The following is a 21,303-nucleotide window of genomic DNA, read 5'->3' as shown; positions in this document are numbered from 1 at the left end:
CCGCATGAATGTTTAGCGCCCCCCACCAGAGATTCGCATGAAGGCGCTGGGCTTGCCCTGGCGCGGGCGCCAGCTGCTCGTCGCCGAGGTCTATACCGACGACGGGCGCCTCAAGGGCGTGCGGCAGCTCGGGGGCAGCGTCGAATTCGTTGAGCCGGCCGAGGCGGCGCTCGTTCGGGAATTCCGGGACGAGCTTGGTCTCACGGTGCGGATCCTCGGCGTCCCGTTCGTGACGGAGAACCTCTACACCCACGAGGGCAGCTCGGGCCACGAGGTGCTGTTTCTGTTCCCGGTTGGCCTGCCGCCGGGCCCGCTCGATACGCGGGAATGCGTCGTCTTCCACGAGGATTGCGGCACGCCGTGCGTCGCCCGCTGGTACGATCTGGACGTCCTCGATCGCGACGGCGGTCCCGCGTTGTACCCGGTCGGACTGAAGGCGCGGCTATTGGCCGAGCGGCGATCGTAGGCGCGCGTACCTGTGCCGAAGGGCGCTTTCCCTGCCGGGCGCACGGTGCGGCTGCTAAACGACGGCGGTGGAATCACCCACGCCGAGCCCGCGTCCGTGCCCTACCCCATCGCCGCGTCCGCCCTCGATCTGATCGGCGGCACGCCGTTGATCGCCCTCGGTCGCGTCCATCCCGGGCCGGGCCGCATCCTGGCCAAGGCCGAATTCATGCAGCCCGGCGGGAGTGTGAAGGATCGTGCCGCCCGCGCCATCCTGCTCGCCGCGCGGGCGGACGGCCGTTTGGCACCGGCGGCCCCGGTGGTGGAGATGTCGAGCGGCAATATGGGGGCCGGCCTCGCCGTGGCCTGCGCGGCGCTCGGTCATCCGCTGCTCGTCACCCTGTCGGCGGGGAACAGCCCGCAGCGGGCACGGATGCTGGAGGCGCTCGGCGCGGAGGTCGTGCTGGTGCCGCAGGTCGATGGGGTGCCGGGGCAGGTGACCGGGGCCGATGTCGCGGCTGCCGTCGAGTCGGCGCAACGCCTGGCGGGTAAACGCGGCGGCTTCTATGTCGATCAGTTCCATGCCCCGGAGGGCGTCGCGATCCACCGGGATACGACCGGGCCGGAGATCTGGGCGCAATCCGAGGGGCGGGTCGATACCTGGGTCGCCTCGGTCGGGACGGGCGCGACGTTTTTGGGTGTCGCCGCAGCGCTCCGGGCGCGCGATCCGCGCGTCGTCTGTGTGGCTGTGGAGCCCGACGGCTGCCGGCCGCTGGCGGGCGAGCTTGTCACCAAGCCGCGTCATGTCCTGCAGGGGACGGGGTACGGCAGCGTGCCGCCGCATTGGGATCCCGGGCTCATGGATCTGGCCGTCGCGGTGACCGACGACGAGGTCGTGCGATGGCGCCGGTTGCTGGCGACGCGGGAGGGTCTGCATGTCGGCTACTCGGCCGCCGCCAATGTCTGCGTCGCCGCCGCCCTGCTCATTTCCGGTCGCCTGCCGGCAGACGCGGTCGCCGTGACGGTGCTGTGCGACAGCGGCCTCAAATACTGATGGTTGTGGCGTCGGCCATCGCCGCCTTTGCCGCTGCGCCCCCGCGATGCTAGAGCCGGGTGACCCCATCGGTCCGGGTCCTCCGCGACGCCGCGGCCGATGCGCCCGGACGTTCCGTCCGAAGCGGAGACGGGTGCTGGCGGAATCATGACGACACGACCACCTCCCCGCGGCGGCCCGAAGGGACGCAGGCCCCCGTCCGGTAAGTTTCAGCCGTATGGCGATCGCGCCCGCACAGGCCCGCGCACCAGCGCCCGCGACGCGGCCGAGCGCGCGGCCCGCAACCGCGGCGACGATGCCGGCGCGCGCGATCCCTGGACCGCACCGGGCACGCCCCACGCTGTGGCGGCTGCGGCTGCGGCTGCGGCTGCGGCCGCCGCCGCTGCCGCCGCGAAACCGAGGCCGCGGCCTGCCCGGGTCGAGCGCGACGATGCCGCGCCCCCGCGCAAGGCCCCGCCCCGGCCGAGCGCCAGGCCGGCCGCGAAGGCGTATGCCAAACCCGTCGAGACGCGGCCGGCTGCCCAGCCTTCGCCCCCCGCCCCGCCGGCCGGCCCGACAAGGCGCGAGCAGCGCGCTGCCGCCTCCGCGACCCTCGCCTCCGGGGTGCAGACCCTGACGGTCGAGGCGGACGAGGCCGGCATGCGCATCGACCGCTTCCTCACCGCGCGCTTTCCACTCCTGCCCTTCACACGGGTGCAGAGCATCGTCCGTAAGGGCGAGCTACGGGTCGACGGCAAGCGCGCCAAGCCGAATGACCGGCTGGAGCCGGGCATGAGCGTGCGCGTACCGCCGCTGCGCCTCGACCAGCCGACCGAGCGCCCGCGCAGCGCCGCGCGGGAGCAGGACGATGCCGAGTTCCTGCGCTCGCTGATCCTCTACGAGGATGCCGACATGATGGTGCTCAACAAGCCGTTCGGCCTTGCGGTCCAGGGCGGGTCGGGCACCGTCCGCCACGTCGACGGGCTGCTCGCCGCGCTGACCGGCCCGGACGGCCAGAAGCCGCGCCTCGTCCACCGTCTCGACAAGGACACGGCCGGCTGCTTGATCATCGCCAAGACCCGGTTGGCGGCCGCGACGCTGGCGAAGAGCTTCCGCTCGCGGGCGGCGCGCAAGATCTACTGGGCGCTCACCGCGGGTGTGCCGCGGGTGCGGCAGGGGCGGGTCTCGACCTACCTGGCCAAGGACGAGCCCACCGACGCCGATGCGCGGATGCGGGTGGCCAAGCATGGCGACGAGGGCGCCAGCCACGCGCTGACCTATTACGCGATGGTCGATCAGGCCGCCCAGAAGCTGTCGTGGCTGTCGTTCAAGCCCGTCACCGGGCGGACCCATCAGCTGCGTGCTCACGCGGCCCATATCGGCCACCCCATCGTCGGCGATCCGAAATACTTTTCCGTGGAGAACTGGGAGCTTCCGGGCGGGATCCAGAACCGGCTCCACCTGCTCGCCCGGCGGATCGTGATCCCGCATCCGCGCACCGGCCGGCCCGTGGATGTCAGCGCGCCGCTGCCGCAGCACATGGCCCAGAGCTGGAACCTGCTGGGCTTCGACGCCTCCCGCTACGATCCGATCGTCGAGGCGCCGGAGAGCTGATCGCGCAGCCACGGTACGATGGCCTCTGCCAGCGCCTCGGGGGCCTCCATCGGAAGCATGTGGCCGGAGCCGTCGATCACTATCAGGGCGGCGCCGGGGATGCCGTCTCGCAGCTCCCGCGCCTCGTCGAGGCTGCGCAGGCCGTCCTGGGCTGCTGCCACCACAAGGGTCGGGCAGGCGATCGCGCCGAGCCTGTCCCGGTCGCTCGCCCGCGTCTGTCCGGCCTGGCGCAGGAACACGTCGCCCCAGAGCCGGTCGCCCATGCGGCAGATGCGGGCGATCAGGGCGTCGTCACCGGCCCGGTCCGGATGCACCGATCCACGGATTGCGGACCGGCTGAGCCCGGTGAAACTATGGCGGCGCACGTGCCCGACGGCCGCATCCTTCCGGCGCGCCTGGGCGGGTGTGTCCGCCCGCGCCGAGGTGGCGATCAATACGAGCGCTCCGAACCGCTCCGGTGTGATGCGGGCCATCTCGCGCGCCACGTAGCCGCCCATCGAGAAGCCGATGAGGGCGAAACGGTCCGGCGCCTCCTCGACGACCCGCCGCGCCATCGCCGCGATGCTGTCGTCCCGGCCCAGATCGCCGTGCAGGATCGGCCCGAACGGCGCGAGGCTCGGGGCCATGTCGGCCCACAGGTCCGGATCGGTCATGAAGCCGGGAAGCAGAACGAGGGGCATGGCGCGGTCGTGATCCTCGGTGGCCCGGCGCATCGTCGGTGTCCGAGCGGCGCCCCTCTTTCGAGATGCGGCGCGCGCCTCCCCGGTGAAGCGCGGACCGCAGCCTGAAAGTCTCCCGACCGGCACGCCTTGGCAATTGGCCGCCTCGCCTCATATGCTGATCCGCGACCCGCCGTTCCGCCGCGGGGCCGATTTCCCGCGGTTCGAGACCCTGACGCATGAAGCTCGCGACGCTGGCCTGCCTCGCTGTCCTCTGCCTGGTCGGGCCGGCCGCCTACGCCGCGCCGGGCGATCCGCCCAAGCCGGCCGTCCCGGCGAGCCCAGCCCCAGCGGCCAGCGTGCCGAAGTCGGCGCAGCCCGCGCCGGTGGGCGAGGCCCCACAGCCGGCGCCTCCGGCCGCTCCTCCATTGTCCCCTTCGATGTCCCCTTCGGCCGCCCCATCCGCAACCACGCCGCAGGCCGCCCAGCGCCCGGCCTCGAGCGCCCGGGCCGAGCGCCGCCGGCGGTCCTATGCGGCCTGCAACCGCGCCTCCCACCAGCGCGGCCTACGCGGCGGCAAGCGCCGACGGTTCCTGATCCGCTGCCGGCTCGGCTACGAGCGCACGCACGGCCAGCCGGCGCAGCAGAATCCCGGCCAACCGGTACAGCCGGGCCGGAAGCCGTGACCGGTCGTCTCGTGCCGGACGTGACACGGCGATGAAGCTCATCGTGTTCGACGTCGACGGCACCTTGGTCGACAGCCAGCACCTGATCGTCGCCGCCCAGGGGCTCGCCTTCGCGGAGAACGGCCTGCCTGCCCCGGGACGGCGCGAGGCGCTCTCGGTGGTCGGGCTGTCGCTGCCGCAGGCGTTCCGGCGCCTCGTCGGTGAGGACGGGCCGATCGCGGACCTCTCCGAGAGCTACAAGCAGGCCTATAACCGCCTTCGGGTCGACCCCGCCTACGAGGAGCCGCTGTTTCCCGGGATGGGCGATCTGCTGGCGCGGCTTCATGCCCGCGACGACGTGCTGATCGGCCTCGCAACCGGCAAGTCCCGGCGCGGGGTCGATCGCCTGATCGCCCATCACGGTTGGGCCGATTGGTTCGCCACCACGCAGAGCGCGGACGACGCCCCCTCCAAGCCCGACCCGACCATGCTGCAGCAGGCGATGGCGGAGGCCGGCTGCACCCCGGACGCCACCATCATGGTCGGCGATACGACCTTCGACATCGGCATGGGCGTCGCGGCCGGTGCCGTGGCGATCGGGGTCGGCTGGGGCTACCACCCGGCCGGCGCCCTTTACGGGGCCGGGGCGGTCACGGTCGTGTCGAGCGCGGGCGCGCTGGAGGGGTTGTTCTCCAGGGGTGAGACCTAGCCTTGCAACGAGGCTCGCAGACGCACCGGAAAGATCCTATCTGGCATCCATGAGCGATGTGACGAACGAGTGGCTCGGCGAACCGGGCGATGGGGAACGTCCCGACCCGGTGCGTGCGGCCCGCGGCCATGCCAAGCCCGCCCTCCCCCGCCGGTTCTACAAGGAGGCCGGCTTCGCGGAAGGGCCGGACGGGTTCCGGTTGACCCTCGACGGCCGTCCGGCCAACACGCCCGCCCGCAATCCGCTGAGCCTGCCCACGCGGGCGCTGGCTGAGAAGGTCGCGGCCGAATGGGCGGCGCAGGACACGGTGATCGATCCGGCCAAGATGCCGCTGACTCGGATCGCCAATACCAGCATCGACGGTGTCGCCCTGCGGCACGCGGCCGTGGTGGAGGATCTCTGCGCCTATGCGGGCACCGACCTGATCGCGTATCGCGCCGGAGATCCGGAGCGTCTGGTTTCGGCTCAGGCCGCCGCGTGGGACCCTGTGCTCGACTGGGCTCGGGACACCTTCGGCGCCCGCGTGATCCTCAGCGAGGGCGTGATGCATGTCGAGCAGCCGCCCGACACGGTCCGGTCGCTATCTGAGGCGGTCGCCGCGGTGGAGAGCCCGTTCCGGCTGGCCGGCCTGCACACGCTTACCACGCTGACCGGCTCGCTGCTGATCGCGCTCGCGGTCCTGCGCGGCCGCCTCAGCCCGGCCGAGGCCTGGGATGCTGCCCACGTGGACGAGACCTATCAAGCCGCCGTCTGGGGCCGGGATGCTGAGGCCGAGGCGCGGCTGGCGATCCGCCGGGCGGAGTTCGAGGCCGCAGCCGAACTGATCGCCAGCGTCTGAGGGAGGGCCCGGGTGGATTGCGCAGATGCGCTTGCGCAACATGCCCGGACTCGCTGCCGCCAGGACGCAGAACCGGCTGACAGGCTGCGAAGAGTGACTTAGAGTCCGGATATTCCAGCCTTCGGACCATCCATGCGCGTCGATCCTTGCCAAGACAGTCGTTTCGAAGGCGAACTGACGGCGCTGCTTTCCGACAAGCAGTCTTCCGACGACGCGTCGGTGCGCGAGGCGCTGTTCGCGGCCCTGTCACGGCTGGAGCGGCAGGCCCTGATCGCCGGCGCCGCGGATACCACTCTGCACAAGATCGCCGAGGCCCGATTCCTGGTCGGCATCCTGCGCGACGCGATGCGCCCGTCGCGGATCGCGCCCCTGCGGAGCCTGCTGCGGCTGGCGGGGGAGACCCGACCACTCGCGGAGGCCGACCCGGCCTGAGGCTGGGTTCAAATCCGGCCGCTGCGCCATCCCGGAGACATGCAAGGCGCCTTGGGATCTTAGAGTGTCCCAGGTGTTCGATACCCCCCTTGTCATCCCGGGGCCGCGAAACGGAGCTCGAAGTTGATAGCCGCCGACGGCTCAAGCCTTTGTAAAACAGGCGGCTTTGGATCTCGGGCTCGCCTGAAGCGACTCGGGATGACAGAGTGAGGGACGCAGATATCGTCGGGATACGGGTTTGAGACGAGACCCCGGAAAAGCGGCAACGGTCTCGAAAATCCTCACCCCGCCGGCTGCGCCAGCGCTGCCCGGACCTTCCCCTCAAGCGAGGCGGGCTTGGCCGACGGCGCGAACCGGGCGACCACCTCGCCGTTCCGCGCGATCAGGAATTTCGTAAAGTTCCACTTGATCGCCCTGGTGCCGAACAGCCCCGAGCGTGCCCGCTTCAGGTGGTCGAACAGCGGGTCGGCGTCAGTCCCGTTCACCGCGACCTTGCCGAGCACCGGGAAGCTGACGTCATAGGTCAGCGCGCAGAAGCTCGCGATCTCGGCCGCGTCTCCCGGCTCCTGGGCGCCGAACTGGTTGCAGGGGAAGCCCAATACCGTCAGACCCTCGGCGCGATGGGCCCGCCACAGGGCCTCCAGCCCGGCATATTGCGGGGTGAAGCCGCAGCGCGACGCGGTGTTGACGATGAGCAGTACCTCGCCGCGATGTTGCGCGAGGGGATAAGGGCTGCCGTCCGCCGCCGGCACGGTGAAATCGTGGATCGTCGTCATGCCCGATCAGTCGGGCAAATGGCCGGATGCCGCAAGGGTGTTACGCGGCCTTCACCTTCTGCACGTCGAAGCTCGGACCTTGCGGGGTCATCCGATCGTGCGAGACGATCCGCTCGTCCGGCCCCACCACCCCGAGGCTGACGTCGCGGTCGGGCAGGACGACCGTGGTGGTCTTGTTGACGTGCACCAGCACGTGGCGCCGGAGGGGCACCGAGGCCGCTGCCCAGCGCTTGAGCTGGCCGTAATAGGGCTCCCGCCGCCAGACGTTCGCTTGGCCGGGATCGACCTGCACGTTCATGTTGCGGGACAGGGGGTCCAGGGTAAGCACCATCTTGGCGCGGTCGGGCTTCCATTCCGGGCCCAGCCAGCTCTCGGTCATCCAGAGGCAGTGGAACGCCCGGCAATGGTCGGGGCGCGTCGCGTGGATCGCGCAGCCCTGGCCGGCCTTGGTATGGCGGCACCACTGGCCCGCGACGCTCTCCACCGCCGGCACGTCGTAAACCTTGCAGCACAGGGTGCAGGCGCCGCAGGCGCGGCCTGGGGCCGGCTGCGCCACGAAGGTTTCGGGCGCGAGGACGGGTGAAGGACCGGAAGTGAGCATGAATCGTGCGTCGCGCGGGTCAAACACGGGGGCATGCATCCGGCAAAGGCCGGGCGCAGGGCCGCGGGACTACCTGCGCGGGCATCGGGTCGGTAGTGTGGCGGATCCCCTGGGCATGAGGACGGTGCAAACGATGCTCTCGAATCTCGCGACCCGCGACGTCGAAACCCTGCTCCACCCCTACACCAACCTGTCGGCTCACCGACATACCGGCCCCCTGGTCCTGGAGCGCGGCGACGGCGTCCACGTCTACGACACGGAGGGCCGGTCCTACATCGAGGGCATGTCGGGGCTGTGGTGCACCGCGCTGGGCTACTCGAATGCGGAACTGGTGGAGGCGGCCCGGGTCCAGATGGGCCGGCTGCCCTTCACCCACCTGTTCTCCGGTCGCAGCCACGATCCGGGGATCGAGTTGGCCGAGACCCTCAAGGAGCTGATGCCGGTCCCGACCTCGAAGATCTTTTTCACATCGTCCGGGTCGGAAGCGAACGACACGCAGGTGAAGCTGACCTGGTACTACAACAACGCGCTGGGCCGGCCGCAGAAGAAGAAGATCATCGCGCGGCAGAAGGGCTATCACGGCGTCACCGTCGCCAGCGCCTCGATGACTGGCCTCACGGCGAACCACGCCGACTGGGACCTGCCGCTGCCCGGTTTCCTGCACGTCGCTTGCCCGCATTTCTACCGGGGCGCCCAGCCGGGCGAGACCGAGGACGCTTACTCGGCCCGCCTCGCCGACGAGTTGGAGCAGACGATCCTGCGCGAGGGCCCCGAGACGGTCGCGGCCTTCATAGCCGAGCCGGTGATGGGCGCCGGCGGGGCGATCGTGCCGCCGCGCGGCTACTTTGCGGCGATCCAGGCGGTGCTGGCGAAATACGAGGTCCGGCTCATCGCCGACGAGGTGATCTGCGGCTTCGGCCGGCTCGGCACATGGTTCGGCAGCGAGGCGCTGGGGATCCGGCCCGATTCGATCTCCTTCGCCAAGGCACTGACCTCCGCATACATGCCGCTCGGCGGCGTCAGCATCGACGAGCCGCTCTACGAGGCGATGATCGGCCAGAGCGAGAAGCTCGGCACCTTCGGGCATGGCACCACCTATTCCGGACATCCCGTCGCGGCCGCGGTGGCGCTGAAGGCGATCGAGATCTACCGGCGCGACCGGGTGATCGAGGGCGCGGCCGAGAAGGCGCCGCACTTCCAGCGCCGGCTCTCTGCGCTGGCCGAGCACGACATCGTCGGCGAGGCCGGCGGCATCGGGCTGATCGGCGGCCTGGAGATCGTCGCCGACAAGGCCAGCAAGCGCCAGTACGAGCCTAAGGCCGGTGTGGCCGCCCGCTGCGTCGCCTTCGCGCAGGCCGAGGGCCTGATCGTGCGAGCGCTCACCGGCGACCGGGTCGCCGTCTGCCCGCCGCTGATCATCAGCCCCGACGAGATCGACGCGCTGTTCGACCGGCTCGGCCGGGCGCTCGACCGCACCCGCGACTGGATCCGCTCCGAGGGGCTGGAGGCGGTAGGCTAAGGGTCTGAACCGAGCCTTATCGAGGTGTTTGGCGCGACCTGTCCCTCTTGTCGTGCGACGCCGGGATCCTCGCAGCGGCGCTTCCGGGACCCGCCGCGTCATCCCGGGGCGCCGCAGGCGGGCCCGGGATGACGCGGCGGCGGCTTGGTCGTTCGTTCGATTCCCCCGCTGTCGGCGGAGGCGTGTTCATCGGATGCCCCCGACGACCCCTCACACCGGGTCGCGCTGAGCCTCCGCCTGCGCGGTGGTCTGGATGCCCGTGGCGGTCAACGGCGTGATCCGCAGGGTGGTGATCCGGTTCTTGGCCTTTCGGATCACTTGGAAGCGGAATCCGTGAAAGTTGAAGGCGGTGCCCTGGTCGGGGATGGTCCGGGCTTCGTGGATGACCAGGCCCGCGATGGTGGTGGCCTCGTCGTCGGGCAGGTTCCAGTCCATCGCCCGGTTGAGGTCGCGAATCGGGACGCCGCCATCGACATTGACCGATCCGTCGCCCTGCGGGCGCACGCCCGAGACGGTGACATCGTGCTCGTCGGCGATCTCTCCGACGATCTCCTCCAGGATGTCCTCCAGGGTCACGAGGCCCATGACCTCGCCGTACTCGTCGACCACCAGGGCGAAGTGGGTCTTCTTGGTCAGGAACGCCTTGAGCTGGGCGCGCAGCGACGTCGTTCCCGGCACGAACCAGGTCTCCAGCGCCAGGGCCTCGACCTTCAGCCCCGAGGCGTCGCCGCCCGCCGCGTCGAGGGCCCGCAGCAGATCCTTGGCGTGGAGCACGCCCACGATGTTTTCGAGCGTGCCGCGCCAGAGGGGCATGCGGGTATAGGGCGAGGCCAGCACCGCCCGGACGATGTCCTCGGAGGGCTGGTCGGCGTCGATCGCCCGCATCTTGGTGCGGTGGACCATCACGTCCGAGACCGACAGGTTCGATAGGTCGAGCAGACCGCCGAGCATGTCGCGCTCGGCCTTGGCGACGCCACCCTCCCGGTGCATCAGCGCCACCTGCCCACGCAGCTCCTCGGAGGCGGTGAGGATCGACTGGTGCTCGCCGATGGTGATGCCGAACGGCTTCAGCATTAGCCGAACCAAGTGCTCGATGGAGATCGCCGCCGGGCCCATGATGGCGACCGCGAAGGCTACCGGCCGGGCCATCAGCAGGGCCGCCTTGTCGGGCTTGGAGATGGCCAGCGTCTTCGGCAGCACCTCGGCGAAGACGATGACCAGCACCGACATGCCGACGGTCGCGTAGATCACGCCGTTCTTGCCGAACAGGGCGGTGAGCACGCTGGTAGTGAAGGCCGAGGCGCCGATCGCCACGATGTTGTAGCCGATCAGCATCGCGCCGATGAAGCGCTCCCGGATCGCCAGAATGCGGTTGACGATCGCCGCCCGCGGGTCGCCCGACTGTTCGAGGGCGTGCATCCGCGCCCGGGAGGCGGCCGTGAAAGCGGTCTCGGCGCCCGCGAAGAAGGCCGAGAGCAGCAGTGAGATCACCACGATGCTCGCGGCGAACCACAGGTCGATATGGGTGTCCATCGGTTCCAAGAGGCACGACTCGGGCGGCAGGAAGGCCGCCCATATAGCGTCTCGTTCGAGTTATTGCGCGCCGATCCGGCGCACCGTCCACGTCGCCCAGTAGACCGGCCGCCCGTACAGGGTGGAGGCATCGCGCCCTGAGGCCGTCGGTGCCAGCCGGTCGAGCCAAGTCAGGAACCCGGCCTTGCCCGGATAGATCGCCGGGGTGTCGAGATTGCCCTGCGCATCCGTCATCCAGAAATGCGCGCTGCGGTCGTAGCGGCCGGTGCCGTCGCCCCCTGAGCGGAGCCCGAGATAAGCCGGCGAGCGGCCGGCCGCCACCGGGTCAGCGTAGAGGGTGAGTGCCCCGATCCCGTCGAGGTTCATGTCGGGCGTGTATTGCAGGCAGATGTCGGCCACGGGCCCCCCCGGGGCGTTGGCCGGGCGTTGGCAGGTGTAGGACACCGCCCAGCGCTGCATGCCCTTGGCGCGCGCTACCCGGACGATGCTCCCGGGCGGCAGCGGCCCGGCGAGACTTTTCGCCGCCGACCAAACCTTCGCGGCCGAGAGGTCCTTCGAGGTGCGCAGGTAGAGCGCGGTGCGGCGCTTCTCGGGGGCGAGCCCGCAATCCTCGGGCAGTACGTCCGTGTAGACGTAGTGGTAGGTGCGGTCGACCACGCTAATCGAGCCCGCGAGCCCGTGGGTCTCGAAGGCCGGCGCCGGGCAGGACGAGGCGATCGGCTTGCCGGCCTCGTCGGCCACCGGGGCGGGGGTCGGCGGCGTGCCGCGACCGCCGGGGGTGAACGGCGTCCAGGCAAGCCCGTAGCCGTCCGGGCTGCGCGTGCGGATCTCGAAGGTCTGGAAGTCGAGGGTGCGGGCCGCGATCTGCACCCGTCGCCTGATGTCGGCCGGCTGGTCGGCGGCCTCGTCCCGCGCGGACTTGCGGCGCCCGCGCCGCCGGCCCGCCGACTCGGGTTCCGGGTCGCCGCCGACATTCACCCGCTCCTGCCCGAGCAGGAAGACGTAGCTGTAGGCCTCCCCGGCCCAATCGCGGCCCGAGACCGCGATCGGGTCGCGGGGGCCGATACCCTCGGCGGTCGGAAGCGGCTCGGACCAGCCGCGGCCCCGCGCACGCTCCTCGGGGAGATCGACCCAGAACCGGTCGGCCGAGGGCGGCAGCGTCGTGGCCAGCGCCTCCGGGCTGCGCCCGGTGCGAAAGGACCCACCGTCGCGGCTGTCGGTGGCGCGCCGCTCCGGGCAGGGCTCGTCCCGCCGGCGCGACGCCAGCGGGCTCTGGCCCTGAAAGATCATCTGCAGCGGCCCCGGCGTCTCCGCGCGCGGCAGCCGCAGGATCTGGACGCCGCGCACGAATGCGCAGGGCGCCGGCGCGATCAGCACGCCCTCTGCCTCGGTCCCGTCGCGGCAGATCTCCAGGCCGCCGCCCCCGGTTACGTAGCAGCTTGGCGCGCTGGCCTCGGCGGCCCGAGCCTCGGCCGGAGGCGGTGCTGCGACGAAGCCGAGCACCAGGGCACCGAGCAGCGCCGCGGTCCGCGACGGCAAACACCAGGGCTTGTCGTGGTTGTTAGACTGACAATCCACGGTATCGGCAGGCGTCGTCGCGGCGGCGTTCAAAGATGTCACGTCTATCGCCGCTGTCATTCGGGTTGTTGGAAAGGATCGGCAGCCTCTAGCCTATGGTCCGGCAAGCGGAAAGTGGCGTGGACCACGCATGCCGGGGCCGGCGTCGCACCTGTCGCGTTCGGCGAGGCGAACCCGGCGGCCACTCGCCCGTTGTCGCGGCTTGAGGGCGGAAACGTCCGACCCAGTCAGCGTCCGGAGACCAGCGCATGGATATCGCCGTCGAGACCGTCACCGACATCGTTCTGCGGCTGCGCGCCATCGAGGTGAAGGAGGGCAACACCGATCCGGATTCGGGCTCGAACCCGATCGATGACGGCTCCACCGACGTACTCATCTCGGGCACCGACGACGCAACGGAATCCGAGGTCCGCGGCGCCATCGCGGGCCTCGACGACGACGCCCGGGCCGAACTGCTCGCCCTCCTGTATGTCGGCCGCGGCGACATGGAGCCGGAGGAGTGGGGCGAGGCGGTCCGCTTCGCCCGCGAGCGCGAGGCCGCGGGCGAAGGCGCCGTGAAGGAATTGCTGGGAGCGCCCGATGCCGGCGACCTCCTGGAGGAGGGCCTCGACGCGATGGGGCTGACCCCCGAATTGCCGCAAGCCTGAGCCGCTCGACGGAGACTGGCCCCATGGCTTCACGGGTTCGCCGCGGCGCCACCAAGGCGCTGCGGGTCCTCACCCGCCCGGTCCGTCGCGCCCAGGGGCACGGCGGCGCCGGCCTCGGCGGGCTCGTGGTCGAGCCTTATCGCGGCTACGGCTCGCGCGATGAGATCTTCATGATCGGCCGGGTGTTCCGGCAATCGCCCGGCATCCCCGGAGAGGACCCGGATTCCTTCAGGGCCCAGTGGCGCGACCTGCGCCGCCGCATCGCTCGGCGCACGGTGGCGGGCGCTGCGATCACGGCCCGGTTCGGCGGGGACGCGACCCGGGTCGAGACCGACCGCGATGGCTATTTCCGCCTGCGTCTCCAACCGCGCGACCTGCCGGGGCAGCCTGGCGCATGGCATCCGGTGGACCTCGTCCTCGAAGATACGACACCGATCCCCGCCGAGGGCGCGGTGTTCATCCCGCCAGACGGCTGCCGCTGCGTGGTGATCAGCGACATCGACGACACGGTGATGCACACCGGCGTCGCCAACAAGCTGAAGATGCTCTGGCGGCTGTTTGTGGAGGATGCCGACAGCCGGGTTGCGTTCCCGGGTGTCGCCGCCCTGTACCGGGCCCTGCACGCGGGTGCCGGCGGAGCCGAGGGCAACCCGATGCTCTACGTCTCCCGTGCGCCCTGGGGCCTCTACGAGATGCTGTCGGAGTTCTTCCAGCGGCACGGCATCCCGGTTGGCCCGGTGCTGTTCCTGCGGGAATGGGGCCTGTCCTGGACGCACCCGCTGCCGCGCCGGGCCACCGACCACAAACAGGCGCTGATCCGGCACATGCTGTCGCTCTACCGCGACCTGCCTTTCGTGCTGATCGGCGACAGCGGCCAGCACGATCCGGAGGTCTATGCGCAGATCGTCGAGGAGCATCCCGGGCGGGTGCTGGCGGTCTACATCCGCAACGTCTCCAACGGTGCCACCCGGGTCGAGGAGATCGTCAGGCTGGCCGGCGCCGTGGCCCGGGCGGGCTCCAGCCTCGTGCTCGCCGCCGACAGCGTCGCCATGGCGGAGCACGCGGCCGGGATTGGGCTGATCACCGCGGACGCGGTCGCCCGGGTCGCCGACGAGCATGCCGGCGCCGACACCCCACCGCGCCGCGAGACCGCAAGGATCACCGCCGAGCCCGGCGGAACCACCACCGAGGCCGCGATCTCGCCCGACGCCGTGGCGGATGCCCTGGTCGGCGACGGAACCGTGCCGGCCACCGTCGTTGTGGAGCCGGAATGCCCGGCCTCCCTGCCCCGGGCGACGGTGTGATGATTTAGGGGAAGATGAGGGGATTTTTCCGGGCTTGCGGAAGCCTAGGCCGTCACCGCGGAATGCGTGCAGCCGGGATCGAGGCCGGTCTTCAGCGGATCGACGGCACGTTGCAAGCCCAGCACCTCACGGCCCCGGGTGCTCCGGAAGCCAAGACGATGATCGACGCGATGGCCCGGCTCCCGGACGCGCATCTGGCCCGCTGAGAGCCCGGGGCTCGGCACCTTGTGGTGAGCAACGCTCTCCCCATGTTGCAATGCAGCATTTCAGAGAACGCGCTTCTCGTTCCGAGCGGGCCTCCTAGGTTGGAGCGCTCGCGTGCCGGCCCCCACTCGTGTCGATCCCCGGAGCCCCTCCGTGCAAACCTATACCCTCGCGATTGCCGACGGCGTGCTGTTCGCCTGCCTGCCCGACGAGGCCGACATCTCGGCCGCGATCACCGAGGCCGCGGCGACCAATTACGGCTTCGGCCTGAACCTCGACATCGTCCGCGGTGCGACGCTCACGAACGCCAAGGCGCCGGAGGACGAGGTCGTCTGGCAGGAAGGCTCGGACAGCGAACTGCTCGATGAGCAGGGGCGCCGCTACCGCTACGCGGTTCGCCGTCACTCCTGATCGTCACTGCACCAGTACGGCCTGGCTGCAGAGGGTACCGTCCATCTCGACATCCGCGTAGCCGATCCGCACGCCGAGGCTGCGCAGGACCTGATCGAGCACCAGATCGAGGGGCGCAGCGGCGAGGCTGAGCGTCGTGGCCAGCGAGGTCTGGAGCAGCGGGGTCAGGCCGAAGCCGTTCAGGTTCAGGCTGAGATTGCTCAGCAGGCTGCCGGTCAGCGATTGCGCGATATTGCCGGACGACACGGTGCGTACGGTGTTGTTAGCGATATCAGCCTCCGTGAAGGTCAGCGTCTGAGTCGTCGCGCCGATATTGGTGACTGTCCGGCCGCCGATATTGATCAGCGGCAGCCCAATCAGCACGGCCGGCTGCGACAGGTCCGGGCTTGTGGTGCCCCCGTTGATCGAAGCCCGGTTCACCGCCGCGATCGCCAGGGTCGCGACGCCGGTCTGCACCTCGATGGTGGCCTGGCGTCCGCCGTTGGCTCCCGAGCAGGTGAGCGTGCGCAGCGTCCCCTGGGCGGACGCAACCTCGGCATAGACCGGCAGATAGACGGTTCCGAGACCGAGCGGGGCCGAGACCGTGGCCTCGATCAGCAGCCGGGTCTGGGCCGTCTTTACCGTGGCGTTCGGGCTTCCCGGCCGGACCCAGCCGGAGCTGCGGCGGCGTTCGCCGATCGCCAGGGTCAGCCGGGTCGAGAGCAGCCCCGGCACGGTGGCGCCGAGATCGATCGCCACCTGGTTCTGGCCGTTGGCCAGGGACGCGGTGGCGGCCAGGATGTCCATCACCTGCAAGGACGGGCCGGCCAAGCCGCGTCCGGGGGCGAGGGCCGCCACGTCGCCCAGCGCATCGACTTGGCCGAGCGGCACGAGGTTGCCGGCGTTCGGCAGCGCGTTGAGGATGCTCGAGAGGGCCGCAACGGTGGCAGAACTGCCCTGCGCGGCAACCCGGATCGCCATCAGGATCTGCCCGACGCTGGCGTTGGCCTTCACGATATCGGTGTAGTTGGCCGCCTGCAGGTTGAGGCTTGCCGCCAGTGCGTCGAGGACGCGCAGGCCGTCGACCTTGGCGCTGGCCAACGCGTTGTAATCGCTCACGCCCAGCGTCAGCTTGGCCCCGAGCAGGGCTCCGAGGACGGCGTTGGCGATCCCGCCGCTGAGGCCCACGGTGCCCGAGCCAATCGTGAAGGCCGCGAATTGCGCGCTGGCCGCCGTGCCGGTGACCCGGATCGGCACGCTGCCGGGCAGCCCGATCGCCCGGCCGAAGGTCACCGGGACCGTGGTCGCGAGCCCGACCCGCACGGCGTTGGCCGGGCTCACGCCGGGGTTGAACCGGCTGCCGGGAGCGACGTTGGGCGCGCTGGCGTCGTAACCGCCGGTCGCCACCGTCGCCTGCGCGGTGCCGTAGCCGTTATCGCCCAGCGAACGGCGCGCCACGGTGTCCGCCTTGGCCGGGTCCACGGCGGCGAGCATCGCGGCGATGTCGGCCGCGCCCTGCGCCTTGCGGCGGGCCTGGAACACCTGGCCGAGATCGATCCCGACGGCGCCGGCGCCCATCAGCAGGGAACTGCCGAGCGCCACAAGGATCACCACATTGCCACCCCGGGCCCGGCCGAAGCGCCGCGCCTGGTTGGCCACCGGCCATCGGCTCACAGGCCGCCCTTCCGGACGCTGATGCTGCTGCGCAGGACGCTGGGCAGCATCGGGATCAGCTTGGAGAAGACGTTGATCCCCAGTGCGTTGGCGTCCAGCGTGACGGTGACCGTGTAGAGCGTGGCATCGCTCGGATCGGGGCCGACCAGGACCTTGATGGTCTCAGGTCGGAACATCGCGCCGCCGCTGAGGCTGCGGTTCACCATGGTCTGCGCCAGGGTCGCGCGCTCGACGTCTGTGACGCCCGCGATGGAGGCGCGGGCCGCCTCGGCCGCAATCTGGCGCAGGTTGTGGATGGCGCCCAGACAAATGCCGAAGGCGGTAATGCCGGCAAACAGCATCAGCAGCAGCGGCGCGACGAGCGCGAACTCCACCGCCGAACTGCCGCTCCGGCAGGCCAGACCGGGCCGACCGCCACACCGAAGCCTCTGGACCCAGCCCATCGAAACGCCCTCCGGGTGCCGAGCCGCCGCGGCGGCTGCACAACCCATGGTGGCATCGATCCTCTAATCAAAGGTTGTGATCACCATCCGAATTCCAGTGTTTCCAGGCGAATACGGTCGATTAGATTTCTACCGTCGGTCGCAGCGTTCCAATTCCCGACTGGTCGAACGCTGCACTCTTGATCACGACGTGAACGGGGCGTCCGGGGGTTAACCCCAGTTCGCGGTATGCCGCCGCGGTGACCCGCGCGGCCACCAGTGCGCCGTTGCAATCGATCTCCACCGCGACCTCGGCGCCGCTCAGGGTCACGGTCGCGACCTGGCCGGGGAGGATATTGCGGGCGCTCAAGCCCCGGGGCCGCTCGGTCGCCACCAGCACGTCACGGGCCGGGATCCGCACGCGCAGCCGCGTTCCGGGCGGGCGCGGCGCCAGGCCCGGTACCAGCAGCTGACCGGCCGTGCCGGTCAGGCGGGTCAGCCCGGTCTCCGGATCAGTCCCCTCTACGACCATGTCGAGGAGCGCGCCGGCTTCCGCCTCGTGGACAGGCACCAGATCGGCCCGGCGCAGAATCGCCTCGGCGGGACCGGACGCGGCCACGCTCCCCTCCTCCAGCACGATCACCGTGGTCGCGAGCCGTGCCACCTCGGCCACCGCGTGGCTGACGTAGACGACCGGCACGCCGGCCTCGTCACGCAGGCGCTCGATATACGGGAGGATCTCGGCCTTCCGGGCCTCATCGAGGGCCGCCAGTGGTTCGTCCATCAGCAGCAAGCGCGGCTTGGCGAGCAGCGCCCGCCCGATCGCCACCCGCTGGCGCTCGCCCCCCGACAGGCCGGCGGGGCGGCGGTCGAGGAGGTGGCCGATCCCCAGCATCTCGGTCACCGCCGCGAAGCCGGCCGGGTCGGCGGGCCGGCGCCCGAACACGCGACCGTAGCCGAGATTGCTCCGCACGCTGAGATGCGGGAACAGCCGCGCGTCCTGGAACACCACACCGACCCGCCGCCGGTGGGGCGGCAGGAAGATGCCCGCCGCGGTATCGACCAGCGTCGCCCCGCCGGCGTCGATCCGGCCGCGATCCGGCCGGGCCAGCCCGGCGATCAGGTCGATCAGCGTCGTCTTCCCCGATCCCGAGCGCCCGAACAAAGCGGTCAGTCCCGGGCCCGCCGTGAACGCCGCGTCGAGCGCGAAGGCGCCGCGCCGGAGCTGGACGTCGACGGCGATGCTCATGGCGCATACCCCCCGTGGCACGGGCGGCGGCGCGGCGCGTTGGCACCCGCCACGGAGCCTCCACGATGATCACGGTCCACCACCTCGAGAACAGCCGTTCGCAGCGCGTGCTGTGGCTGCTGGAGGAACTCGCCCTCCCCTATACGGTGAAGCGGTACGATCGGGATCCGCAAACCATGCGGGCGCCCCCGGACCTCATCGCTATCCATCCCCTGGGCAAGGCGCCGATCATCACGGAGGACGAAACGGTGGTGGCCGAGACCGGCGCCATCGTCACCTACCTGACCGACCGGGCCGGCGGCGCCCTGGTGCCCGCTCCGGGAACGCCCGAGCGCGCGCGCTACACCTATTGGCTGCACTACGCCGAGGGCTCGGCCATGCCGCCGCTGCTGCTGAAGTTGGTCTTCGGTCGCTTGGCTCCGCAGAGTCCCTGGGCCTTGCGGCCCCTGGTCCGCGGGATCGCCGACACGGTGCTCAAGAGTTTCGTCGATCCGGATCTGCGGCGGCACGCGGCGTTCTGGGAGGGGGAGCTTGCCGACAGGCCGTTCTTCTGCGGCGCGGAGTTCACCGCGGCCGACATCATGATGAGCTTCCCGCTGGAGGCCTTCGCGGCCCGCGGAACCGGGACCGGGCCGCGGGTCACGGCCTGGCTCGCACGCATCCATGCCCGCCCGGCCTATGCCGCGGCGCTGGAGTGGGGCGGTCCCTATGCGTACGCCTGAGCGGCGGTCGCATCGGGCGACGGCGGGGCGTCCCGCCATCAGCCCGCCTGCAACCGGCGCGCGGCGCGGGACGCCAGGAACTCCGAAACCAGCAGGGCCGCCACCGACAGGGCGACCGAGATCAGGGTGAGGCGCAGCGCCGGCCCCTCCCCGCCCGGGACCTGGGTCAGCGTGTAGATCGCCGAGGGCAGGGTCTGGGTTTCCCCGGGGATGTTCGACACGAAGGTGATCGTCGCCCCGAACTCGCCCATCGCCTTGGCGAAGGCCAGCACGGCACCCGCGATGCAGCCCGGGAGGCTGAGGGGCAGCGTGACGGTGAGTAATACCGCGAGCGGGCTCGCCCCGAGGGTGCCGGCCGCCTGCTCGAGCCTGGGATCGACCGCCTCGATCGACAGCCGCATCGCCCGCACCATCAGGGGGAACCCCATCACCGCGCAGGCGAGCGCCGCCCCGGTCCAGCGGAAGGCGAAGACGATGCCGATCTCCGCAAGGGCGCTGCCGAGGAAGCCGCGCCGGCCGAGCGCCAGCAGCAGCAGGTATCCGGTCACCACCGGCGGCAGGATCAGCGGAAGGTGGACCAGACCGTCGAGCAGTGCACGCCCGGGGAACCGGCGTCGCGCCAGCAGCCACGCCACCGCGAGCCCCGGCAGCAGGCTCGCGAGGGTCGCCACGCTGGCCACCCGCAGGCTCAACGTGACGGCGTTCCAGGCGTCGGGGGGGAGGCCGAACACGGCCGCGGGCGCGGACGGCTACCGGCTTGCGCCAGGCTTGCCCACCACCCTGAAGCCCTGGCGCTCGAAGGAGGCCCTTGCCGCCGGGCCGCGCAGATACGCCAGCAGGGTGGCGGCATCGGGGTTGCGCGAATCCTTGATCAGTGCGGCCGGATAGACGATCGGCGGATGGCTGTCGGACGGGAAGGTCGCGACCACGTGGACGCCCGGCTCGGCGGCCGCGTCCGTGGCGTAGACGATGCCCAGCGGCGCCTCGCCGCGGGCCACTAGCAGCAGCGCCGCGCGCACGTTCTCGGCCTGGGCAACCTGCCCCTTCACGGCGTCCCAGGCCCCGAGCTTCTCGAGGGCGGCCTTGCCGTACTTGCCGGCCGGGACGGCGTCGATGGTCGCCATCGCCAGCTTGCCACCGTTGAGGATCCGGGTGAGCGTAGAACCGAGATCCGGCGCCAGGGCGACCTCCGGGTCGGACCCGCCCTCTTTCGGCCCGGACGCGATCAGCACGAGGGCGTTGCGCAGGAGATCGACGCGCGTGTCGGGCTTCAAGCTGCCGGCCTTCTCGGCGTAGTCCATCCAGGCCTGGTCGGCTGAAATGAACAGGTCGGCCGGCGCCCCCGCCTCGATCTGCTTGGCCAGGGCATTCGAGCCGGCATACGAGATCCGGGTGATCGTGCCGGTTTCCTTCGTCCAGCCTGCCGCCGCGTCGTCCAGCGCGTTCTTCAGGCTCGCCGCGGCGAAGACGACCACCGGATCGGCGGCCCTCGCCGTCCCGGCAACCGGGACGACGGCCAGCACGGCGATGAGCGTCAAGATCCGTCTTGTGGGTCGCATCAGCTCGGGAATCCCGTGGCGGGCCCCGTGAACCGGCCGCCTGCGCCCGGGACCTTAAGTGCGGTGCCCCGGCGGGCCAAGCGCCGTTCAGCCGCGCGGTGTGTCCCGGCGCTCCCGTGGCGCCGCCTCGGCCCGGTGCAGCCGGCTCAGCAGGACCAGGAGATGACCTGGAAGCGGGCCGTCCGGCGCCGGCCCGCCGAAGATCCGTTCACGGGGTGAGGGAGGGACAGCCCCATCGTTGACGATGGCGGGGCCGCGCGGTCCGGAACGCCTGGACTTGGTCACGCTGTACGCACCCTGCTTGGTCACGCGTCTGGCGAAAGCTGGCAAAAACGTCGGCACACGTCGCCAGTTCCGCGGGCGATCCATGGATTCTGTGGTTAACGCTTAGACACCGTGCCGCATTCCTGGGCGCGATCCGCTGCGAATCCAGCTGCGCGATCCGTCTCACCAGGTCCGAATGTCGCGCCGCTCGTGCTGCTCGCCCTCGGGCACCGGACCCATCCCGGCCGCGACCAGGATGGCCCACAGCGTGGCCACAAGGGTCGTCGCGAGCGTGACGGCGACGCTGACGAGCAGGGGTGAGTTCATGGCGACGCTGTCATCTGTCAAAACGGGCGCGCCGGCTCACGAAGCGCGGCGCGCCAGAGTTGAGGGTCTGGCCTTGGGAAAGCCGAGACTGTTGTAATCAGCGAAATCCTGCGCGGAAACTGATTTAAATCGATTTCTGT

General features: G+C 70.7%; 24 protein-coding genes. 13 read left to right on the top strand and 11 right to left on the bottom strand.

Annotated features, from left to right (window positions below; all coding sequences use genetic code 11):
• The first annotated feature begins 37 nt into the window (after positions 1 to 37).
• The 3 genes from FV242_RS05170 (at position 38) to FV242_RS05160 (ending at position 3,091) form a co-directional block, all read left to right on the top strand.
• Positions 38 to 466, top strand: a complete 429-nt coding sequence (locus tag FV242_RS05170) for an NUDIX hydrolase (RefSeq protein ID WP_187278332.1) — start codon at positions 38 to 40, stop codon at positions 464 to 466.
• Between the two features lie 96 nt (positions 467 to 562).
• On the top strand, positions 563 to 1,498 hold the full coding sequence (locus FV242_RS05165; protein WP_246692602.1) for a PLP-dependent cysteine synthase family protein: 936 nt from the start codon (positions 563 to 565) through the stop codon (positions 1,496 to 1,498).
• Positions 1,499 to 1,645: 147 nt separating this feature from the next.
• On the top strand, positions 1,646 to 3,091 hold the full coding sequence (locus FV242_RS05160; protein ID WP_147938157.1) for an RluA family pseudouridine synthase: 1,446 nt from the start codon (positions 1,646 to 1,648) through the stop codon (positions 3,089 to 3,091).
• Here the strand turns inward: FV242_RS05160 and FV242_RS05155 are convergent.
• Positions 3,058 to 3,771, bottom strand: a complete 714-nt coding sequence (locus tag FV242_RS05155) for an alpha/beta fold hydrolase (RefSeq protein ID WP_147938203.1) — start codon at positions 3,769 to 3,771, stop codon at positions 3,058 to 3,060. The genes FV242_RS05160 and FV242_RS05155 overlap by 34 nt on opposite strands.
• Before the next feature lie 218 nt (positions 3,772 to 3,989).
• Here FV242_RS05155 and FV242_RS05150 point away from each other — a divergent pair, with 218 nt between their 5' ends.
• The 4 genes from FV242_RS05150 (at position 3,990) to FV242_RS05135 (ending at position 6,394) form a co-directional block, all read left to right on the top strand.
• On the top strand, positions 3,990 to 4,436 hold the full coding sequence (locus tag FV242_RS05150) for a hypothetical protein (RefSeq protein ID WP_147910095.1): 447 nt from the start codon (positions 3,990 to 3,992) through the stop codon (positions 4,434 to 4,436).
• Between the two features lie 31 nt (positions 4,437 to 4,467).
• Positions 4,468 to 5,124 carry an HAD-IA family hydrolase gene (locus tag FV242_RS05145; protein WP_147938156.1) on the top strand — a complete coding sequence of 219 codons (657 nt, stop codon included), beginning with the start codon at positions 4,468 to 4,470 and terminating at the stop codon, positions 5,122 to 5,124.
• 49 nt (positions 5,125 to 5,173) lie between these two features.
• On the top strand, positions 5,174 to 5,962 hold the full coding sequence (locus tag FV242_RS05140; RefSeq protein WP_147938155.1) for an ATP12 family chaperone protein: 789 nt from the start codon (positions 5,174 to 5,176) through the stop codon (positions 5,960 to 5,962).
• A 132-nt stretch (positions 5,963 to 6,094) separates the two neighbouring features.
• Positions 6,095 to 6,394 carry a hypothetical protein gene (locus tag FV242_RS05135; protein WP_147910092.1) on the top strand — a complete coding sequence of 100 codons (300 nt, stop codon included), beginning with the start codon at positions 6,095 to 6,097 and terminating at the stop codon, positions 6,392 to 6,394.
• A gap of 281 nt (positions 6,395 to 6,675) precedes the next feature.
• Here FV242_RS05135 and FV242_RS05130 read toward each other — a convergent pair whose 3' ends face one another.
• Together FV242_RS05130 and FV242_RS05125 are read right to left on the bottom strand one after the other, a co-directional pair.
• Positions 6,676 to 7,170, bottom strand: a complete 495-nt coding sequence (locus FV242_RS05130; protein WP_147910091.1) for a glutathione peroxidase — start codon at positions 7,168 to 7,170, stop codon at positions 6,676 to 6,678.
• A 40-nt stretch (positions 7,171 to 7,210) separates the two neighbouring features.
• Positions 7,211 to 7,771 (bottom strand): hypothetical protein, encoded by a 561-nt coding sequence (locus FV242_RS05125; protein ID WP_147910090.1) that lies wholly within the window; start codon positions 7,769 to 7,771, stop codon positions 7,211 to 7,213.
• A 133-nt stretch (positions 7,772 to 7,904) separates the two neighbouring features.
• Between FV242_RS05125 and FV242_RS05120 the strand changes: the two genes are divergently transcribed.
• Positions 7,905 to 9,290: an aminotransferase gene (locus FV242_RS05120; protein ID WP_147938202.1), complete on the top strand. Its 1,386-nt coding sequence runs from the start codon at positions 7,905 to 7,907 to the stop codon at positions 9,288 to 9,290.
• A 210-nt stretch (positions 9,291 to 9,500) separates the two neighbouring features.
• On the opposite strand, the gene FV242_RS05115 is transcribed toward FV242_RS05120, so the two are convergent.
• Together FV242_RS05115 and FV242_RS05110 are read right to left on the bottom strand one after the other, a co-directional pair.
• Positions 9,501 to 10,823, bottom strand: a complete 1,323-nt coding sequence (locus FV242_RS05115; protein ID WP_147910089.1) for an HlyC/CorC family transporter — start codon at positions 10,821 to 10,823, stop codon at positions 9,501 to 9,503.
• Positions 10,824 to 10,883: 60 nt separating this feature from the next.
• Entirely contained in the window at positions 10,884 to 12,461 is a 1,578-nt protein-coding gene (locus FV242_RS05110) for a hypothetical protein (protein WP_246692601.1), read from the bottom strand.
• A gap of 188 nt (positions 12,462 to 12,649) precedes the next feature.
• On the opposite strand from FV242_RS05110, the gene FV242_RS05105 reads away from it, so the two are divergent.
• The 4 genes from FV242_RS05105 (at position 12,650) to FV242_RS05095 (ending at position 14,967) form a co-directional block, all read left to right on the top strand.
• Positions 12,650 to 13,048, top strand: coding sequence for a DUF3775 domain-containing protein (locus tag FV242_RS05105; RefSeq protein WP_147910087.1), 399 nt, complete (start codon positions 12,650 to 12,652; stop codon positions 13,046 to 13,048).
• Positions 13,049 to 13,071: 23 nt separating this feature from the next.
• Entirely contained in the window at positions 13,072 to 14,352 is a 1,281-nt protein-coding gene (locus FV242_RS05100; protein WP_147938153.1) for an App1 family protein, read from the top strand.
• A 62-nt stretch (positions 14,353 to 14,414) separates the two neighbouring features.
• The gene (locus FV242_RS34335; protein ID WP_187278331.1) at positions 14,415 to 14,558 is read left to right on the top strand and encodes a hypothetical protein; all 144 of its coding nucleotides are present in this window, start codon (positions 14,415 to 14,417) and stop codon (positions 14,556 to 14,558) included.
• A gap of 151 nt (positions 14,559 to 14,709) precedes the next feature.
• Complete coding sequence (locus FV242_RS05095; RefSeq protein WP_147910085.1) at positions 14,710 to 14,967, top strand: hypothetical protein; 258 nt, start codon at positions 14,710 to 14,712, stop codon at positions 14,965 to 14,967.
• Between the two features lie 3 nt (positions 14,968 to 14,970).
• Here the strand turns inward: FV242_RS05095 and FV242_RS05090 are convergent, their stop codons facing one another.
• From FV242_RS05090 to modC, 3 genes are all read right to left on the bottom strand, one after another.
• Positions 14,971 to 16,620: a TadG family pilus assembly protein gene (locus FV242_RS05090; protein WP_246692600.1), complete on the bottom strand. Its 1,650-nt coding sequence runs from the start codon at positions 16,618 to 16,620 to the stop codon at positions 14,971 to 14,973.
• Positions 16,617 to 17,111 carry a TadE family protein gene (locus tag FV242_RS05085; RefSeq protein ID WP_246692381.1) on the bottom strand — a complete coding sequence of 165 codons (495 nt, stop codon included), beginning with the start codon at positions 17,109 to 17,111 and terminating at the stop codon, positions 16,617 to 16,619. Before FV242_RS05085 ends, FV242_RS05090 begins: the two co-directional genes overlap by 4 nt.
• Before the next feature lie 73 nt (positions 17,112 to 17,184).
• A complete protein-coding gene (modC, locus tag FV242_RS05080) occupies positions 17,185 to 18,291 on the bottom strand; it encodes a molybdenum ABC transporter ATP-binding protein (RefSeq protein ID WP_147938152.1) in 1,107 nt (368 codons plus the stop codon).
• A gap of 65 nt (positions 18,292 to 18,356) precedes the next feature.
• On the opposite strand from modC, the gene FV242_RS05075 reads away from it, so the two are divergent.
• The gene (locus FV242_RS05075) at positions 18,357 to 19,013 is read left to right on the top strand and encodes a glutathione S-transferase (RefSeq protein WP_147938151.1); all 657 of its coding nucleotides are present in this window, start codon (positions 18,357 to 18,359) and stop codon (positions 19,011 to 19,013) included.
• A gap of 38 nt (positions 19,014 to 19,051) precedes the next feature.
• Here FV242_RS05075 and modB read toward each other — a convergent pair whose 3' ends face one another.
• From modB to FV242_RS34330, 3 genes are all read right to left on the bottom strand, one after another.
• Positions 19,052 to 19,744, bottom strand: coding sequence for a molybdate ABC transporter permease subunit (modB, locus tag FV242_RS05070; protein WP_147938150.1), 693 nt, complete (start codon positions 19,742 to 19,744; stop codon positions 19,052 to 19,054).
• Positions 19,745 to 19,762: 18 nt separating this feature from the next.
• Complete coding sequence (modA, locus tag FV242_RS05065) at positions 19,763 to 20,572, bottom strand: molybdate ABC transporter substrate-binding protein (RefSeq protein ID WP_147938149.1); 810 nt, start codon at positions 20,570 to 20,572, stop codon at positions 19,763 to 19,765.
• Positions 20,573 to 21,019: 447 nt separating this feature from the next.
• The gene (locus FV242_RS34330) at positions 21,020 to 21,163 is read right to left on the bottom strand and encodes a hypothetical protein (protein WP_187193654.1); all 144 of its coding nucleotides are present in this window, start codon (positions 21,161 to 21,163) and stop codon (positions 21,020 to 21,022) included.
• Positions 21,164 to 21,303: the final 140 nt, after the last annotated feature.

Source organism: Methylobacterium sp. WL64, assembly GCF_008039945.1.
Taxonomy (GTDB): Bacteria; Pseudomonadota; Alphaproteobacteria; order Rhizobiales; family Beijerinckiaceae; genus Methylobacterium.
This window is presented reverse-complemented; position numbering and strand designations above follow the sequence as displayed.

Bases quoted from the DNA above. Each gene is read 5' to 3' on its own strand.
- FV242_RS05170 (WP_187278332.1), top strand. From the start codon at position 38: ATGAAGGCGCTGGGCTTGCCCTGGCGCGGGCGCCAGCTGCTCGTCGCC.
- FV242_RS05160 (WP_147938157.1), top strand. From the start codon at position 1,646: ATGACGACACGACCACCTCCCCGCGGCGGCCCGAAGGGACGCAGGCCC.
- FV242_RS05155 (WP_147938203.1), bottom strand. From the start codon at position 3,771: ATGCCCCTCGTTCTGCTTCCCGGCTTCATGACCGATCCGGACCTGTGG.
- FV242_RS05150 (WP_147910095.1), top strand. From the start codon at position 3,990: ATGAAGCTCGCGACGCTGGCCTGCCTCGCTGTCCTCTGCCTGGTCGGG.
- FV242_RS05145 (WP_147938156.1), top strand. From the start codon at position 4,468: ATGAAGCTCATCGTGTTCGACGTCGACGGCACCTTGGTCGACAGCCAG.
- FV242_RS05140 (WP_147938155.1), top strand. From the start codon at position 5,174: ATGAGCGATGTGACGAACGAGTGGCTCGGCGAACCGGGCGATGGGGAA.
- FV242_RS05135 (WP_147910092.1), top strand. From the start codon at position 6,095: ATGCGCGTCGATCCTTGCCAAGACAGTCGTTTCGAAGGCGAACTGACG.
- FV242_RS05130 (WP_147910091.1), bottom strand. From the start codon at position 7,170: ATGACGACGATCCACGATTTCACCGTGCCGGCGGCGGACGGCAGCCCT.
- FV242_RS05125 (WP_147910090.1), bottom strand. From the start codon at position 7,771: ATGCTCACTTCCGGTCCTTCACCCGTCCTCGCGCCCGAAACCTTCGTG.
- FV242_RS05120 (WP_147938202.1), top strand. From the start codon at position 7,905: ATGCTCTCGAATCTCGCGACCCGCGACGTCGAAACCCTGCTCCACCCC.
- FV242_RS05115 (WP_147910089.1), bottom strand. From the start codon at position 10,823: ATGGACACCCATATCGACCTGTGGTTCGCCGCGAGCATCGTGGTGATC.
- FV242_RS05110 (WP_246692601.1), bottom strand. From the start codon at position 12,461: ATGACAGCGGCGATAGACGTGACATCTTTGAACGCCGCCGCGACGACG.
- FV242_RS05105 (WP_147910087.1), top strand. From the start codon at position 12,650: ATGGATATCGCCGTCGAGACCGTCACCGACATCGTTCTGCGGCTGCGC.
- FV242_RS05100 (WP_147938153.1), top strand. From the start codon at position 13,072: ATGGCTTCACGGGTTCGCCGCGGCGCCACCAAGGCGCTGCGGGTCCTC.
- FV242_RS34335 (WP_187278331.1), top strand. From the start codon at position 14,415: ATGCGTGCAGCCGGGATCGAGGCCGGTCTTCAGCGGATCGACGGCACG.
- FV242_RS05085 (WP_246692381.1), bottom strand. From the start codon at position 17,111: ATGGGTTGTGCAGCCGCCGCGGCGGCTCGGCACCCGGAGGGCGTTTCG.
- modC (WP_147938152.1), bottom strand. From the start codon at position 18,291: ATGAGCATCGCCGTCGACGTCCAGCTCCGGCGCGGCGCCTTCGCGCTC.
- FV242_RS05075 (WP_147938151.1), top strand. From the start codon at position 18,357: ATGATCACGGTCCACCACCTCGAGAACAGCCGTTCGCAGCGCGTGCTG.
- modA (WP_147938149.1), bottom strand. From the start codon at position 20,572: ATGCGACCCACAAGACGGATCTTGACGCTCATCGCCGTGCTGGCCGTC.
- FV242_RS34330 (WP_187193654.1), bottom strand. From the start codon at position 21,163: ATGAACTCACCCCTGCTCGTCAGCGTCGCCGTCACGCTCGCGACGACC.